This is a genomic window from Thalassotalea sp. Y01, assembly GCF_012932945.1.
Lineage (GTDB): Bacteria > Pseudomonadota > Gammaproteobacteria > Enterobacterales > Alteromonadaceae > Thalassotalea_A.
The window spans coordinates 15,660-32,499 of the sequence record NZ_JABBXG010000013.1 but is presented as its reverse complement, the minus strand read 5'-3'; the positions used below and the strand labels follow the sequence as shown (position 1 = coordinate 32,499).

Genomic DNA, 16,840 nt, shown 5'->3' with positions numbered 1-16,840 from the left:
GCCATTCCCTGGTGGAGGGTATCAGTTTATCGGGATTAAAACTCGATACCGCAGAGTTTGGGTTAATTAAAAACTTCGCTAAGTTGTTCTTTATAGGCTATAAATTGAGGATCCGCCAGTATAAGCGGTTTAGGGTAGCCTAATTCTATTGATTTAATGAGATATTGCTCCGCTAAAATAATATCGCGACAGTTAAGTGATAACAGCGCTAAGTAGTAGTAAATATAGGGGTCAGAGACTGTCGCCTCAAGAATATTAACCCGGTATGAGTTCGCTGCCTGACAATCGCCAAGTTCAGAATGATAACGACCAATTTGCGATTGCAACGATAAGTCTTTCGGGTTGATGATTTCCTGTTTTTTCGCCAGTGACAAAGCCTTCTCAAATGACGGCTTGGCACGATTATGTTGGGTTGGCGAGTATTTATAGGCATCGCCAAGGTTAGCCCACATTAAATCGTCCTCTGGCGAAAGCTTCAGGCTCTGCTGATACAATTCTGCGGCATCATCAAATTGTTTATTGAAAAACAAACTGGTCGCCAAATTAGAATACAACATACCCGTTGGCTCAATTGCCATGGCTTTTGACCAACTGACGCTGGCATTTTCCCAGTCCATTAATAAATAATAGGTACCGCCCAGGGCATTTTGGACAATAGCGACGTCATCCTTAAGTAACACCGACTTTTTGAATTGTTCGATGGCTTGCTGGTATTTACCATGGTTGTAAAGAAAGCGACCATAATCGTAATAATTTTTCCAAAATGTTGGTTCCAATGCCAGTGCTTGCTGGTAGACGACTTCCGCTTGAGTAAAGTGCTTTTGCTGTTCCAGTACGCCGGCTAAGGTGATCAAAACGGGCGCTGATTCAGGGTTAATGGACAATGCTTTACGCAGTTCTTGCTTGGCTTGCATCAGGCGACCATCGGTCAAATAAAGTTTCCCTAATGACCAATGCGAATTGACACTGGTCCGCTCTACGTTGGCGGTCATTTCACAGACTTGCACGCCATTTTGATAATGACTGATTTCACTGCTCAGCAAGTAAGCTTCCATATACGCTTGGCACAAAGATGCTGAGGCTTCGATAAAGTTTGGATCGGCATTCACCGCTTGCTTTAAAAAGGCTATGGCTTCAACCAAAGTCGCAATGCTTTTGCTGGTACTGAGTTTATCCTTACCTTGTAAATAGGCGTCAAACGCTTCGAAATTTTTGGTTGGTATATTGGTACTCTGACTCGGCTCATAATGACTAGGCAGTAATAAATGTAGGGCGTTGATCACTTTTCGGCTCAATTTTTGATACAAGTCTAAACCTTGATCAACTTGCGCTTCTATTTTCGCCCCCCACACTTGAAAACCCGACACCGTATCAATTAACTGTGCTTCAACAACGATTTGCTGTTTGATGATTTGCGCTCGGCCTTCAACGATATAACGTACTCCTAACGTATCTTTTATATCGTTAATCGAGGCGTTGGTTTTAATGCCCATGGTCGCTCTAAGAGAGGCAACTTTAAATTCAGGTTTGTTGGCAATGATGTTTATCATCTCATCTTGTATTTGGTTGACCAAATAGTCGTGTTCTCTATTAACAGTCGGTGGCATACGAAACGTCATCACAGCGATGGCGTTGTTGGTCAACGGTTTACTTATGATGGTCTCGGCTAATTTTTTCGACTCATTCTCTTGCTCTAAGTCGATATAGGCGATGAGATAGGTCGACAGAAAGTAGATCACCACCAAAACAATGGCAACGAACAATGAGTCAACCGCCAGTTGTTGATAGAAAAAACGCGTACGCCGTTGTTGTTCGGCAACGCTGCGCCGCCGTTTTCGCAGCTCTTTAAACCAATGAAAGCTAATGAGTACCGGAAAACAAATGATCAGTAACAGAGTCGATAATTTTAATGCCCACTGCGGGGCATGAAAGATAGGTAAGACAATAGACAATACCTGTAGCATTACCCAACTAAAAATAACGTAAGCAACACTGGCTTTAAATAACCGACTACTTTTTAGAATCGAAAAGGTAAGGCTCCATTTGCGCTTGCGCGCTGCGGGTTCATTATCTTCTGTTAAGTTAAATAGACTGGTTAACGGTTTATCCTCAGCCGGTAACATCATGCGATAACCACGACGAGGAATAGTCTGAATAAATGTAGGGCATTCTTTATGATCACCCAAGGCATGACGAATTTCGCTGATCACATGGGTGACATTGGTACTGGTGGTCCCGCCTTCACCCCAGCCAAAGTTGAGAATATCTTCACGGCTTACAACTTGGCACTGCTGGCTTGATAGAAACAGTAATATTTCCATCGCTTTAGGTGCAAGATGGTAGCGAGCGCCATCGCGGATAATGACCCCTGAGTCGGGCTCAACAATAACGTTGCCCAAGCAAAAACCTTGATGCAGCTTTTGTAAGGTCGCAGGATCCTGCGACACATCAGCAGACGTTTCGGGCGTATTAGTTTTATTAGATGGCGTTAATTCGTCAGACAATTATTTAGTTCATCCGTGCAATTTTTGTTTGGCACTAAGTAATTATGGTATTTGCTTAGTGATTTGCAATTTATAAGTGATTGAAATTATTTCATCTTCATTGCCTCTCTCAATATTTTGGTAAACAATAAGCCCTAGCCAACTTTGATCTGCAATTGCCAGCGATTAATGGTAAAGTTGCTTTGTTAATCTGTTGTTAAAGGAACTAATGTGGGGCATTTGTCTGAAATCTTAGCTATTTTAGTCGCCGCGGTGATTTGCGTTTGGATATTCAGGCGCCTTAACTTGCCGGCGATACTTGCCTATCTTGTTGCCGGTACCTTGGTGGGGGAGCATGTCATAGGCGCCACAGGCAACAGCATTGATTACGACCACATCGCCGAAATAGGCATCGTCTTTTTATTGTTTACCTTGGGTTTGGAGTTTTCCTTACCAAAACTTATGGCCATGCGGCATTTGGTTATCGGCGTTGGTTCCAAGCAAGTTGGTTTATCGCTGTTGGTGTTTATGCTGATTGCTTTGTTGCTCGGCATTTCTTTTGAATCGGCGATGGTCATTGGCGGCATTATCGCCTTATCGTCTACCGCAATCGTTATCCGTCAGTTAAGTGAAACCGGCTCTATTAAGCGCAAGTCTGGGCAAATATCCGTCGCAGTATTGCTATTCCAAGATATTGCCGTCGTTCCATTGTTAATCATCATTCCTCTATTATCGGATCAAAGTGGCAACTCGATGATTGTCGCTTTACTGTTTGCCTTATTAAAAGGCGTATTTGTCATCGGCTTATTGATGATTGTTGGTAAGTGGATATTGCCACGGGTTTACAATCAAGTGGCGTCGGTGCGTACCGATGAATTGTTTGTACTGACCACCTTATTCGTCACCTTATTTACCGCAGGTCTTACTCAAGCCTTTGGCTTGTCGATGGCCTTGGGAGCGTTCTTGGCAGGTATGATGCTTGGTGAAAGTCAGTATAAATACCAATTAGAGGCGGATATTAGGCCGTTTCGTGACATATTAATGGGCTTATTTTTCGTTACCGTTGGTATGAAGCTCAATCCGATAACTTTGCTCACCCAACCGTTTACCATTTTGTTTCTGGTGATTGGCTTTATGGCGGTTAAAATCGTTATTGTTCGTTATTTGGCGGCAAAAGCGGGCGAGTCCACAAAAGATGCGTGGGCGTCGGCGTTTATGCTGGCGCAAATGGGCGAGTTTGGTTTTGTGTTGATTTCTTTGGCGGCAACTCATGGCGTATTGAGCCAAGAGCAAATTTCGATTTTACTCGGTGCTGGTATTATCTCAATGGGTATCACGCCGTATATGATCAAAAATGCTCGTAAATGGTCGGTTGCTTTGGCTTATGATGGCAAACAAGATGATCAGGATGAGCAACAAAAGCAACATGCCAAAGATATGGCTAATCATGTTGTTATTTGTGGTTTCGGCCGTGTTGGTCAAACCGTAAGCAGATTTCTTAAGCAAGAAAAAATACCGTGTATCGCCATTGATATCGATCCTTTGCGGGTCAATGAGGCAAGGGAATCCGGTGAGCATGTTTTGTTTGGCTCTGCCAGACAAACAGAGGTACTTGAAGCTGCCAGTATTCATAAAGCTAGATTGGTCGTTGTCTCTTATGGTGCGGTTGACCAATCACTTGAAGTGGTGCACAAGGTGCGCTCTATTGCAAAAGATGTACAAATTTTAGTAAGAACACGCAATGATGATTCGCTAACCTTGCTTAAAGACGCAGGCGCGAATGAAGTGGTCCCTGAATCACTTGAGGGCAGTTTAATGTTGGTATCCCAAGTCCTTAATTTATCTGGTGTGCCATTTACTCGAATTGTTCGTAGTGTGCGCACAGAACGGAAAAACCATTACAATCGCTTGCACGGATTTTACCCTGGTGTCGATACCAATATGAGCTCTGACGCTATTGAGCGCCTTGAATTTGTTCACCCAACGTTATTGCTTGATGATGCCTGGGCCAATGGCAAATGTGTCGCTGAGCTGGACTTGCCGAGGCGTCGAGTCGATATCCTTGCCATTCGTCGTGGTAATGACGAAATCACCGACTTTGACTGTGAGTTTGTTATGCAAGCGCAGGATACCCTGATATTACAAGGTAAACCGAGGCGCGTTGAACGACTCGAAAGATTGTTGCAACAAGGCTTATAGCAGTAATGCGGTAAAAATCTCGCTGTAACAATGTAAAACTACGTTTATTTTTATTGTTGATTTGTGCAATAATTTATTGTCACTTAATAAAATAAAAATCACAGCAATACCGGCCGTGTAAATCAACAATGACGACTTGTTGTGCCACAGGTGTTGCCGCAAAGGAGTTATTTTGCAAACTTCACAACAGCCTGCAGAGCAAGCACCTGAACAATCTTCGCCACAACCTATGCAACAAGCATCACAACAACCATGGATAGCTGGGTTCTGGCGCCGCATTGCGGCATTATTTATTGATGCCATCATTCTCGCCATATTCGGTGCCGGATTAGCTTTGTTTTTTAAAGAGCAATTTGTGCAGTGGGGAAGTTGGGCAATGCTTCTCGGTTTCGTTGTCTCGTTTGGCTATTTTTCGGTAATGAATTCACGTCTTTTTGCTGGACAAACATTAGGCAAGCAAGCGATGAATATTCGCGTAGTCGACGAGAGCAACCAAACCTTATCGTTACCACGTGCCATGTTAAGATATTTACCTTTGGGCATACCGGCCTACTTAAATGGTTTACCAATAGGAGGGGATGATGCCTCCTCTTTCATTATTTACCCATTGTCACTTATCGTCATTGGTGGCATGTTTACCATCGTCTATTTATATCTATTTAATCGTCGTACACGGCAAACTCTGCATGACCTTGTGGTGGGTAGTTACGTGGTAAATTGTGAAGTTCAACAGGCATCAGTGCAAACTGTTTGGCGACCTCACTATTATGCGCTACTGTGCATTGGCGTATTAAGTCTCCTCGTGCCTGCGATGGTGACCAGCATGGTTGATATGCAAGAGTTTGACAATTTGACGGTTGCTCAAAATGCCATAAACAGTAATAAACATGTACGCTACGCCAGTGTTTTTTCAGGCAGTTCAACGTTTACCTCATCAGAAAGTGGCGAAAGAACCAGTCATTACATTGATAGTCAAGCATACATGTTTGAGAATATTGTAGAAGATAATTATATTGCGCAACAATTGGCTAAGTCGTTGGTCGCATCATACCCTGAGTCGAGAGATAAAGACGTTATTCGAGTTACCATGTCTTATGGCTACGATATAGGTATTTGGTCTAGCTGGTACAATTATACCCACAGCTTTAATCCAATAGATATTGTGTCACAGTTGGAGCAAGATAACGACGCAGCTAAATAGTACAAGCACCGATAATAAACAGTAAAAAGTAATATACAAATAATAAAAAATAAAATAGCAAACGCCGTAGTAATCATTACCTTAATTATCACCAAAGTGAGCGCGGCGTTTATTCAATGAGGGGGCTATGGCGTTAGATAAAGCGTTTGTTATGATAGTGGCGTTGGCATTCTTATTGTTTGCTATTGTGTTTATCGTTACCCCTGAATACGCCTTGACGCTGACAACCGAGCAAACATTAAATAGTGTGACGGCGATTGTTGATTTGCGTGCTACCTATGGCGGTTTATTTTTGGCGATTGCGATACTGTTATTTTGGCTACTTGCGAAGTAACAGTTGTTACCTATTGCCTTAGTTGCCGTGTTGACTCTCATGCTGGCAATGGCTGCAACACGACTTATCGGTTGACTCTTAATGCCTGAAGCTGCAATCAGTATGTATGTTTATTTTATTCTTGAAGTCGCTGCGGCATTAACCGCCAGTTGGTTATTGCGCCGTAATAAGGCGGTCTCTCTTTGCGTAGATAATCAATAATCAGCCTTGCCGTAAACACGTTTATGGCTTCAAAACTAGCGTATTAACAGCATGCTCGGCAAGTTACAATTGCAAAAATTCTCGAATGTTTTGCTCTTGCATCATGGCATCTTCATAACCTACCTGAATCAATCGTTTACAGTAATTTTGTTCGAATAGAATATACGACATCAAACTCGAATCAGAATCTTTACCACTGCCCATCAGACGCAAAATAAACCGTAACGCCCACTTCAGTTCTTCGTAATGCTCGTTGGCAATGACATGGAAGTTTTTACTTGGGCTGAGCATAAAGGTATCAATATGCTTTAGCGGTGACTGCAAACTGCGCTTACTTTCCTCGATCAAAGACAAGGTACGATTGATGCGTTGCAACCGTTCAAGGTCACTATTTAGCGCTTCGGTAAATACGGTATCCATCAAATGACCGGCAATCTCAGCGCTGGTTGGTGGCTGATTAAAATCAACTGCTTGATGAATGTTTTGCTGTGGCTGGCTAACACCAACAATAAAAATGCGTTCGGCACCTAAGTGAATAGGCGTGCTTAATGGAGATAGTTGACTGATGGAACCATCACCATAGTGTTGCTTTTTAATTTTTACCGATGGAAATATCAATGGAATCGCACTTGAGGCCATCAAGTGATCGGTATGCAAGTTCGTTTGTACACCGCGGCGCTTGGCTCGCATCCATGGTGAAATAGATTTATCTGCCTGATAAAAGCTGATGGAATCGCCTGTGCTGTAACTGGACGCGGTAAGCGCGACAGACGATAGATAGCCACGAGCAATGTTGTCATCAATACGGCGAAAGTCGACCACTTGATTAAGCAATTGTCGCAATGGTTCATTGTTGAGCAAACTCATTGCTTTTTTCGGTGCATAACCAGCTCGGTAGGAGCCGACAATACCACTGATAATATGGCTAAACACTTTACGGGCATTGGAATGGTAAATCTTTGAGGTATGCAGATTATTCCAAACATATTCGAGCTTGCGAATTCCTAAATGATAACAAGATGCATAACATGCAATGGTCGTGGCGTTGATGGCACCAGCGGAGGAGCCACTGATAATTGGAAAAGGAATACCATGATTTCGCGGCATAAACTTAGAAATGGCCTTTAATACGCCAACTTGATAAGCCGCGGTCGCGCCGCCGCCGGTTAGTAGCAACCCGGTTTTATACCCCTTGTAACTTTTCTTGTTATTACCCGCCATATCGCCCTGTAGGTTTGTCCTTTATAGGTTAACTATGTGCAATCTTTAGCGCGCTGTAAAGCGCTATTTAAGCTCTTTAAACCGGCAAAAGTGAATATCTTATGCTCGCTCGAGCCAATTTGTGAAAATTTCTCATATTGTCTTCACATCCTCTTCACAACCTCGTTGATAAAGTAGCGGTCATAATCACAAGGAGAAAGACGATGAAACAATCAATTACCAGCCTGTTACCTATATTAGCTATTATGGCGACACCATTTATATCTAACGCCAATCAAGTAGCAAACGATGCGCCCAAAATACTTATGGTGTTAAGTAGCTATGGCGAAAAAAATAGCGATGGTGAACTTGTTAAACCTGGCTATGAATTTGATGAGATGAGTAAATCTTATTTGGTGTTTAAAGCGGCAGGCACGCACGTTACCTTTGCCTCACCAAAAGGCGGTGAACTCGTCACTGATAAATACGACGCTAAAAAAGCCTATAACGCCGAGTTTTTAGCTGATGAAAGTGCGGTAAAAGCCTTGTCATCAAGCCTTAAATTAACCGATGTTAACGCCGATGAATTTGATGCGGTATATATCGTTGGCGGCAAGGGACCTATGTATGATTTGGCCACTGACCCACAAGTAAAAACCATCATCAAAGATGTATACGAAGATAATGGTATCGTTGCTGCAGTTTGCCACGGACCAGCGGCATTGTTAGACGTGAAATTATCCGATAACAGCTATTTAGTCGACGGTAAAAGGATCTCTGCCTTTACCAACTTGGAAGAATCGGTGTTTACCAAAAAGTGGCAGCTACCTTTTTCTTTGCAGGATAAATTACAAGGCCAAGGCGCAAATTACCAACAAGACGGGTTAATGCTTAATCAGGTCAGCATCGATGGTCGTATCATTACCGGTCAAAACCCTTTTTCAACCGCCGATAGCGCCGTTGCCGTAGTTGAAAAACTTGGTTTAGATAGCAAAGACTTACCTCGATTTAAAGACGACAACACCATTAAATTGATGGAACAATTTTATGCCGATATCGATAACGCTAGCTCCACATTTAAAGCACAACCGGAGCAATATAACCCAATGTTGCTGGCTATGATTGGCGTTTATCAAGCTAAGCATGCGCAATCTGAAGTAGAGCGAAACGTGGCGCTTAAAGTGATGCAGCAAACCCAAGACATCATTAATCATCCCATGTTGGATATCACCATGGCAAAAACCTTTATCGTCCAAAACGAGCAAGACAAAGCCATTTCATTGTTGAAAGCATCACAGCTGAAATTTCCAGAAAATGAACAAATCAGTGGTTTATTAAATAAGTTGGCAGACTAATGAGTGTATTAAGCAAATTAAAGAAAAATGGGAAGAAAATCATGATCAGTTTAGCTGGTGTCGTCGCAGGCTTAGCCGCCTTGTGGTACGCGTTTTTTTCACTCACGCCATACCAGGTTGATGAGTATATGATGCAAAGCCATTACGCCTATAAAAAGCCAGCGATGAATATGCAAATAGAGCAAGTTACTGGGCGTAACTTTGCGTTTACCTATCAAACATTTGATGGTGCTACCGTTAATGGGCGCTTAGCTTACCCTGATGATATTGACGCCATTGATAACGCCAGTACGCGTATGCCTGTTTTGGTTGGTGTGCATGCGATGGGACGAAGTGAAAACCGTTGGTGGATGGAAAGCTTTAAAGAGCGCCCAACATTAGAGCAAACCGATGAAATCACTAAGCAAGCATTAGCAGCAGGGTATGCGGTTATTGCTATCGATGGTCGTAATCATGGTAAGCGCAAAGATCTTGATTACTCGGTCAGAGATATGATGCTCGATCTGCATTTATGGGGTGAACGCGAACCTTATGAAGCCATGGTCACGGATACCGTAAAAGATTATCGTGTATTGCTTGATTGGATTGAACAGCAATCGCAGTTTGACCAAGATAATATCTCTGTCGCTGGCTACAGCCTTGGCGGCCAAGTCGCCTTATTATTGGCGGGTATCGATGGTCGAATTGAGAACGTGTTATCAATCGTACCGCCTCATCTTGATGATAAAACCGCGATGGTGGCACCAAAAAATGTCGCTAAGCGCTTAAATGTTGATAAAGTATGGTTAGTAACGGCCAAAGATGATGAGTATGCCACAGTCGAAAACAATGAAACCTTGTTTAATTTGATTAAGGCAAATCAGAAAAAGCATATTCAACTTGATGGTGGCCATATATTGCCTGAGGGCTATTTTAACCAACTGATAGGATGGTACGAGTGAAGTCAGCTAAATTAAAATTGTTGATAGTCGAAGATAACCTGGCGATAAGTCAAAACATCGCCAGCTACTTTGAAAAACATCAGACGATTTTAGATTTTGCTTATGATGGGGTACAAGCCTGTGAATTAGCGCTAAGCGAATATTATGATTGTGTGGTCCTTGATATCGCGATGCCTAAAATGGATGGCTTGCAGGTCTGTGACCTATTGCGACAAAAGGCGTCACGTCATATCCCCATAATTATGCTCACAGCTCGAGATACGCTAGATGACAAGCTGGTTGGTTTTTCTCAAGGCGCCGATGATTACTTAACCAAACCCTTTGCTCTTGAGGAGTTGTATGCTCGCTGTATTGCCTTGGCACAGCGTCATACCTTGAATCAGCCGAAAGTACTAACAATGGGCGAAGGTGAAAAGCAGGTGAGTTTAGATATCACCAGCAAACAAGTGTTGCGAAATGAGCAGCAAGTGCATTTACAGCCGATTCCCTTTGCCATTTTACAATTGCTGATGGAAGCGTATCCACGGGCTATGACCCGTAGTGAGCTCTGTGAGAAGATTTGGGGCGACGAACCGACCTCATCAGATGCCTTGCGCTCACATTTTTATCAGCTTAGAAAAGTGCTCGATAAACCGTTTGCCGAGCCGATAATAAAAACCATACACGGTATTGGTTTTAGCTTATCGCTTTAACGTATGTCGTATCCGTAAATAAGAAGAATATTATGATATTTAGTCAGATTCGCACCCGTATTGTCGCGTACTTTATTGCCATGGCGTTGTTTATCAGCGTGTTGTTTGCCGCATTAGGTTTGCTGTTTTCTTATTATATTGAGGATGCGATGTTTTCGCAGTTGCTCAACGATGAAATGGCGCAAGTGCAAGCGCAAATTGAGCAAGGCCAACAACCGGATACTAACTTATCATTTGTGCGTTTTTATCAACATGCTGAACAGCTACCTAAATCAGTAAAAGACACACTAGCAGAAGAGCCTAACCGACACGAATTTTATGCGGAGGATGGTAAGCATTATCACTTAAAACGCAGTGAACAAGGTTATTTGTTGGCGGAAGTAAGTGAATACCTGATTGTCCGTAAAATTAAGGGCAACATGGCAAAAACAACCTTGATATTTATGTTTATCATTTCATTGTTCGTTGCGTTTTTGTCCTGGTCTTTGGCAAAAAGACTGATAAAGCCGATAGATAATTTGATGCAGGTCATTAGCTCTGTTAAAGGCCAAGAATTACCTGAAAACTTTTCTAAACCCTTTGCTAAAGATGAAATTGGTGTGTTTGCTAGAGAGCTGGAGCGCGCTATGCAGCGTGTGCGTCTATTTATTGAGCGAGAGCAACATTTCACTCGTGATGTTTCCCATGAATTGCGCACCCCAATCGCCATTAGCCAAGGGGCATTAACTTTACTAAATGACACGCCGTTAAGCGCAAAACAACAACTGCTGAGCCGTCGTATCGGTGATGCGCAACAGCAAATGCAACAATGCATTGAAGGCTTATTGGCATTAGCGAGAGAGACTGAGTTCAGTGAAGAGCCGGTAACTTTGATGCCGTTAATTGAGTCCTGCGTTGTAGAGCACCATCAATTGCTAGAGCAAAAGGACATCGAATTATCATTACAGGTCAATGATGCGGCGCAGGTGAAAAGTAACAAACAGGCGCTAAAAATCATCATAAGTAACCTTATCGGCAACGCGTTTAATCATTGTCAGCAAGGTGGTATCAATATCGACTTTACTAATAATTGCCTTATTATTGCCGACTCAGGGCCAGGCATCGACCGTGAATTACTGCCGAAAATTTTTCAATCAGGTGTTAAAGGCAGTGGCAGCGAAGGATTTGGTATTGGCTTGTCTTTGGTTAAACGCTTATGTGAAAAGCTAGATATCGACCTTGGCATTGATTCTGACCAAAATGGCACCAAGATTCGCCTGCAATGGTGAGTTACTCTATAAGCTATTTAGCGTTTAGTTAATCTTGGTTGCCCGCGCGTATAAACGAATATTGTTATCGATAAGCAGGTCAATTGGTGCTTGGTTATGGGCCATGAACAAGCCTTTAAAGTTGATCTCAATCAGCTCGGCAAATTCGGTTATCGTCATTTGCAGACTTTGCAGTTGAATTTCATCACCTTGCACCGCGTCATTCAATAGCGCGCTAATTTGCGCAATGTTGTCATTGCGATGCTTGATGATCAGGTCTTCACAGTATTTACGCCCCGCAAACAACAATTCATTACGGATCAATTCTTGCTCGATATCGTTAAATAACGGGTTTGCCCAGGCTTTTAATAACTGAGCCAGTTTTTGCCAGCAACTGCTGTCTTGTGCTAACAATTCATCACTGAGCATATTTTCCATATGACAGTGTTCTTCTATTACCGCACGAAACAAGTCTTCCTTTGAACCAAATTGTTTATGGATGGTTACTCTGGAGATATCCGCATAACGACTGATCATCGAGACATTAGTCGCCTGATAACCATGTTGTAGGAAACACGTTTTTGCTGCATTTAAAATAGTTTGTCGACTTTTTGGCATGGTCAATTGGTGTCAATACGTGCTGTATAGCGCTATGTTTGCGCCTGATTATTACTTTTGAGTGATAGCATATCGATATTTGTTAGATTAATCAATGTTTACAGTTTGTGTAAATGTGTTAACATTCGTTCCGTTAGTTAACATGGCGTATTCAGCACCAAACCTATAATGTCAGCAAATGGGTTCTGTCACGTCAACGTCCGGATTAAAAGGGAACCTTATGTACCGTCACCAAACCTACCTGTTACTTGTATGCACATTCATACTTAGCGCATGCTCCCCAGACAATGAACAGGCCAGTGCAAATATCGAGGCTGTAGAGAAAGTTGTGCAGCTAGCCAAGGTGGTTAATACGCCAAACAAGACTCGCTACTCATTTCCCGCAGAAGTCAGTGCAGTGAAAACATTGGAGCTTAGCTTTGAAGTTTCAGGTCGCCTTACCAGTGCAAAGTTACTCAACGGTAGTCAGATAGAAAAGGGTACCTTGCTAGCATCTATCGATAGCGTGCCGTTTCAACGTCGTGTCAATGAGCAAAAAGCAAAACGTGATAAAGCCGCTCGAGAGCTAAGTCGCATCAAAGCCTTGTTTGCTAAAAATTTGACCGCACAATCGGTACTCGATAACGCCAAAACCGATTTGGAATTGGCTGATATTGAACTGTTAAAAGCCGAGCAGGATTTAAGCTATACCCGTTTGTATGCGCCTTTTGATGCGCAGGTATCAGAACGACTGGTCGACAATAATAACCTGGTTAGTGCGGGCCAAACCATCGCCACATTGCAAGACATGTCGCAGGTGTATTTTACCTTCAATGTACCTGAGCGACTGTTAACTAACTACAAAGGTAATCCCGTGGTGTCAGCCAAAGCCACCTTACTCAATCAACAACTGTCTTATGACATAGAGTATGTTGAACATTCCACCGCTGTTGATCCTATCACCCAGACATACAAAGTCGTGTTTGCTATGCAGCCAATCGAAGGGCGAAGCATTACCCCAGGTGCGCGCGCTAATGTCGATATCGAATTCTCTAGCACATTGCAAAGCGGTGATTTAATGGTACCGTTTTCTGCGCTAGTTGGCGGAGCAGAGCAAGGCTTTGCGGTATTTAAATTCGAATCAAATGGCACCGTTGCAAGATTGCCTGTCTCTGTGGTTCGTGTGGTTAACGGTTTCGCCTTGATTCATTCTTCATTGCAGGTTGATGATGAGGTGGTTGCCGCCGGTGCGAATCGTTTGAGTCATGGCATGAAAGTACGCGCTTACAAAGGTGAGCGTTAATGAATATTGCTCAATACGCCATAAAAACACCGGTCAATGTATGGCTGGTGATCATCATTTGCATGCTTGGTGGTTTGATTGGCCTTAATGAAATTGGTCGGTTGGAAGACCCTGCATTTACCATTAAACAGGTGAAAGTTATCACCCCATTTAAAGGCGCAAGTGCAAAGCAAGTGGAGCAGGAAATTACCGAACCTGTCGAGATTGCGTTGCAACAAATGCCGCAATTACGTCGCTTAACATCGATCTCAAAGCCCGGTATTTCTGAAGTGCTGGTTGAAATCAAACCCAACTATGACTCCAATGAATTACCACAGATATGGGATGAGTTGCGCAAGCGTCTGGTTGATTTAAAACCGAGTTTACCTAAAGGCAGTGGCACACCAAAAGTATATGATGACTTTGGCGACGTCTATGGTATGTACTATGCGTTAACCGCGCCGGATTTTAGTCCGCGGGAAATGCGTGAATTTGCTCGTATTATTCGCCGTGACTTATTAACCGTCGATGACGTTGGTAAAGTTGATATCTCGGGTGTGATGCAAGAGCAAATCGTCGCCTATATGGATCCCAATCATATTGCCGGATTAGGCTTGTCCTTTCCTGATGTCGTCAACCTATTGGCCAATAACTTGCAACCCGCTGCTGGTGCAAGATTGCGCGTTGCCGATAAAAAGGTGCGTATCTTGGTAGAAGAACCAACCAATCAATTGGATGAAATTAACCAGTTATCCTTGGTTGTGCCGGGCACCAATAATTCCATAAAGTTGCAAGATATTGCTCATATTACAGTTGAGCCGGTGGATATTCAAAATAGTATTATTCGTCATCAAGGACGTGATGCGATTACTTTAGCTGTTGCCGCAGTCAATGACGTTAATATTGTTAATGTTGGCAGCCGTGTTGAGCAGAAAATAAATGCCATTCTTGCCGAGTTACCTTTAGGCATTGAATTACAACCAATATATAACCAAGCCACCGTTGTCGATGAAGCGGTCGGCGGCTTTATCAATAATTTATTTATGTCCGTTGCAGTGGTTGTGATAACACTGTGTCTATTTATGGGCTGGCGCTCAGGCATCGTTGTTGGCTCAATATTGTTGATCACGGTTATGGGAACTATTTTGATCATGTGGTTGATGGAATTGCAATTGCAGCGCATTTCACTCGGCGCGATGGTGATCGCTATGGGGATGTTAGTTGATAACGCTATCGTCGTTGCTGAAGGCATGATGCTGCGCATGCGCCAAGGTAAAAATGCCGTTGAGGCAGCTAGCTTTATCGTTAAGCGTACGCAGTGGCCATTGCTCGGTGCGACGGTTATTGGTATTGCCGCATTCTCGGGAATTGGGTTATCTGATGATGCTACTGGCGAGTTCTTATATTCACTGTTTGCGGTGATTATGATTTCGTTGTTATTGAGTTGGGTGTTAGCGGTTATTGTAACGCCATTATTCGGCTCTTATTTTTATCAGCAGGGCAGTGCTGAGCAGCAACCGAGCAAAGGCGTGTTATTGCGTGTTTACCAAGCTGCACTGGCTTGGGTTTTACGTAATCGCTTAATCACCATTTTGGCTTTGGTGGTGGTGACTTTTACTGCGTATGGTAGTTTTGGAAAATTAAAACAAGGGTTCTTTCCACCATCGAATACGCCGATTTTCTTTATTCATTATTGGGGCCCTCAAGATCAAGACATTCGCAGTACCAATGCCACCATTAAAAAGGCGGAGCAGATAGCGTTAGCGCTAGACGGTGTGGAGTCGGTGACCAGTTACGTTGGTCAGGGCGCGGCGCGTTACACCTTAACCTACAACCCACAGGCTCCGAATGAGAGCTACGGTTTGTTAATGATCCGCACCGAGCAAGCATCGACCATCGATACTCTTGGTAAGACCTTATTGGCTGATTTATCGACTTTAGATTTAAATGCCGATGTGTATTTTGAACGTATGCAGTTTGGACCAAGTAATGGCGCCAAATTGGCGGCGCGCTTCTCTGGCCCTGACACCGAGCAATTACGTGCTTTAGCTGAGCAGGCCAAAGCCATCTTATATGCTGATAATAGGGTGCGTGATATTCGTCATAACTGGCGTGAAAAAGGCAAAGCGTTAAACGGCCACTACGATAAAATTAACGCCGGTGTTGCGGGTATTTCACGTAGTGACTTTAACGACGCGGTGCAATATGCCAGCTCAGGTCTTGAACTTGGGCGCTTGCAAGATGGTGATTATTCATATGCCATCATGGCGAAAATGGCCGATATTAATAATGACCCTATTGAAGCGATTGAAAATGCCATGGTCTGGTCTTCACAGCAGCGCCAATATGTGCCATTTAGACAAGTATCAAATGGCTTAGAATTAGTCAGCGAAGAGGTGCAAATTCAGCGTCGTGATCGTTTACGTACCATTACGGTATTCGCCGATCCTGGATTTAATGAAACCGCAGGCGCGGCATTAGCGCGAATTCGACCGCAAATAGAAGCCCTCGAACTACCGCCCGGTTACCAACTAGAGTGGGGGGGCGAATTTGAAGCCTCGCAAGATGCGCAACAAGCACTTGGCAAAGGCTTACCCGCTGGCTTTTTAGCGATGTTTATTATTTCAGTGTTGTTGTTTGGTCGTGCACGTCAGCCATTGATTATCTGGTTAATTGTGCCAATGGCGGTCGTTGGTGTTGTCACCGGCTTATATTTTACCGGTTTACCATTTGGCTTTATGGCGTTGTTGGGCTTTTTAAGCCTATTTGGTATGTTGATCAAAAATGCTATCGTTTTGTTGGAAGAAATCGACTTACAACGACAAGAAGGTAAAACTGATCAAGTTGCTATTGTCGAAGCCAGTATCAGTCGTTTACGCCCGGTATCATTGGCTGCGATCACTACCATATTGGGTATGGCGCCGTTGTTAAGTGATGCCTTCTTTGCCGATATGTCCGTCACCATTATGGGCGGTTTGGCGTTTGCAACTGTGCTTACTTTGCTTGCCGTACCGGTATTGTATTCATTGTTGTTTCGTATCAACTATCGATAAATTTGATTAAATTTGATTAAATTTATCGCAATCAATTGTTTAATTTGCTTGCGCC

At 43.2% G+C, this 16,840-nt stretch carries 12 protein-coding genes; 9 read left to right on the top strand and 3 right to left on the bottom strand.

The annotated features are described in order from the left end of the window. Window positions 1–62: 62 nt before the first annotated feature. Window positions 63–2,504, bottom strand: coding sequence for a tetratricopeptide repeat protein (locus HII16_RS15620; protein WP_169131623.1), 2,442 nt, complete (start codon window positions 2,502–2,504; stop codon window positions 63–65). Between the two features lie 210 nt (window positions 2,505–2,714). Here HII16_RS15620 and HII16_RS15615 point away from each other — a divergent pair, with 210 nt between their 5' ends. The 3 genes from HII16_RS15615 (at window position 2,715) to HII16_RS15605 (ending at window position 6,217) form a co-directional block, all read left to right on the top strand. Continuing rightward, a complete protein-coding gene (locus HII16_RS15615) occupies window positions 2,715–4,682 on the top strand; it encodes a cation:proton antiporter (protein WP_169131621.1) in 1,968 nt (655 codons plus the stop codon). A 172-nt stretch (window positions 4,683–4,854) separates the two neighbouring features. Beyond that, complete coding sequence (locus HII16_RS15610; protein ID WP_169131618.1) at window positions 4,855–5,883, top strand: RDD family protein; 1,029 nt, start codon at window positions 4,855–4,857, stop codon at window positions 5,881–5,883. A 127-nt stretch (window positions 5,884–6,010) separates the two neighbouring features. Continuing rightward, window positions 6,011–6,217: a DUF4345 family protein gene (locus tag HII16_RS15605; RefSeq protein ID WP_169131616.1), complete on the top strand. Its 207-nt coding sequence runs from the start codon at window positions 6,011–6,013 to the stop codon at window positions 6,215–6,217. A 264-nt stretch (window positions 6,218–6,481) separates the two neighbouring features. Here HII16_RS15605 and HII16_RS15600 read toward each other — a convergent pair whose 3' ends face one another. Beyond that, complete coding sequence (locus HII16_RS15600) at window positions 6,482–7,639, bottom strand: patatin-like phospholipase family protein (protein WP_169131614.1); 1,158 nt, start codon at window positions 7,637–7,639, stop codon at window positions 6,482–6,484. 203 nt (window positions 7,640–7,842) lie between these two features. On the opposite strand from HII16_RS15600, the gene HII16_RS15595 reads away from it, so the two are divergent. The 4 genes from HII16_RS15595 to HII16_RS15580 are packed head-to-tail and all read left to right on the top strand — an operon-like array spanning window position 7,843 to window position 11,874. Then, window positions 7,843–8,973 (top strand): type 1 glutamine amidotransferase domain-containing protein, encoded by a 1,131-nt coding sequence (locus HII16_RS15595; RefSeq protein WP_169131612.1) that lies wholly within the window; start codon window positions 7,843–7,845, stop codon window positions 8,971–8,973. Then, window positions 8,973–9,914 (top strand): alpha/beta fold hydrolase, encoded by a 942-nt coding sequence (locus HII16_RS15590; RefSeq protein WP_169131610.1) that lies wholly within the window; start codon window positions 8,973–8,975, stop codon window positions 9,912–9,914. The genes HII16_RS15595 and HII16_RS15590 overlap by 1 nt, the downstream gene beginning before the upstream one ends. Beyond that, window positions 9,902–10,606 (top strand): response regulator transcription factor, encoded by a 705-nt coding sequence (locus HII16_RS15585; RefSeq protein WP_169131608.1) that lies wholly within the window; start codon window positions 9,902–9,904, stop codon window positions 10,604–10,606. Before HII16_RS15590 ends, HII16_RS15585 begins: the two co-directional genes overlap by 13 nt. A 32-nt stretch (window positions 10,607–10,638) precedes the next feature. After that, on the top strand, window positions 10,639–11,874 hold the full coding sequence (locus tag HII16_RS15580) for a HAMP domain-containing sensor histidine kinase (RefSeq protein WP_169131605.1): 1,236 nt from the start codon (window positions 10,639–10,641) through the stop codon (window positions 11,872–11,874). A 24-nt stretch (window positions 11,875–11,898) separates the two neighbouring features. Here HII16_RS15580 and HII16_RS15575 read toward each other — a convergent pair whose 3' ends face one another. Next, window positions 11,899–12,471, bottom strand: a complete 573-nt coding sequence (locus HII16_RS15575; RefSeq protein WP_169131603.1) for a TetR/AcrR family transcriptional regulator — start codon at window positions 12,469–12,471, stop codon at window positions 11,899–11,901. Window positions 12,472–12,691: 220 nt separating this feature from the next. Between HII16_RS15575 and HII16_RS15570 the strand changes: the two genes are divergently transcribed. Both HII16_RS15570 and HII16_RS15565 read left to right on the top strand, forming a co-directional pair. After that, complete coding sequence (locus tag HII16_RS15570; protein WP_169131601.1) at window positions 12,692–13,753, top strand: efflux RND transporter periplasmic adaptor subunit; 1,062 nt, start codon at window positions 12,692–12,694, stop codon at window positions 13,751–13,753. Then, window positions 13,753–16,785 (top strand): efflux RND transporter permease subunit, encoded by a 3,033-nt coding sequence (locus HII16_RS15565; RefSeq protein ID WP_169131599.1) that lies wholly within the window; start codon window positions 13,753–13,755, stop codon window positions 16,783–16,785. Before HII16_RS15570 ends, HII16_RS15565 begins: the two co-directional genes overlap by 1 nt. The last annotated feature ends 55 nt before the right edge of the window (window positions 16,786–16,840 follow it).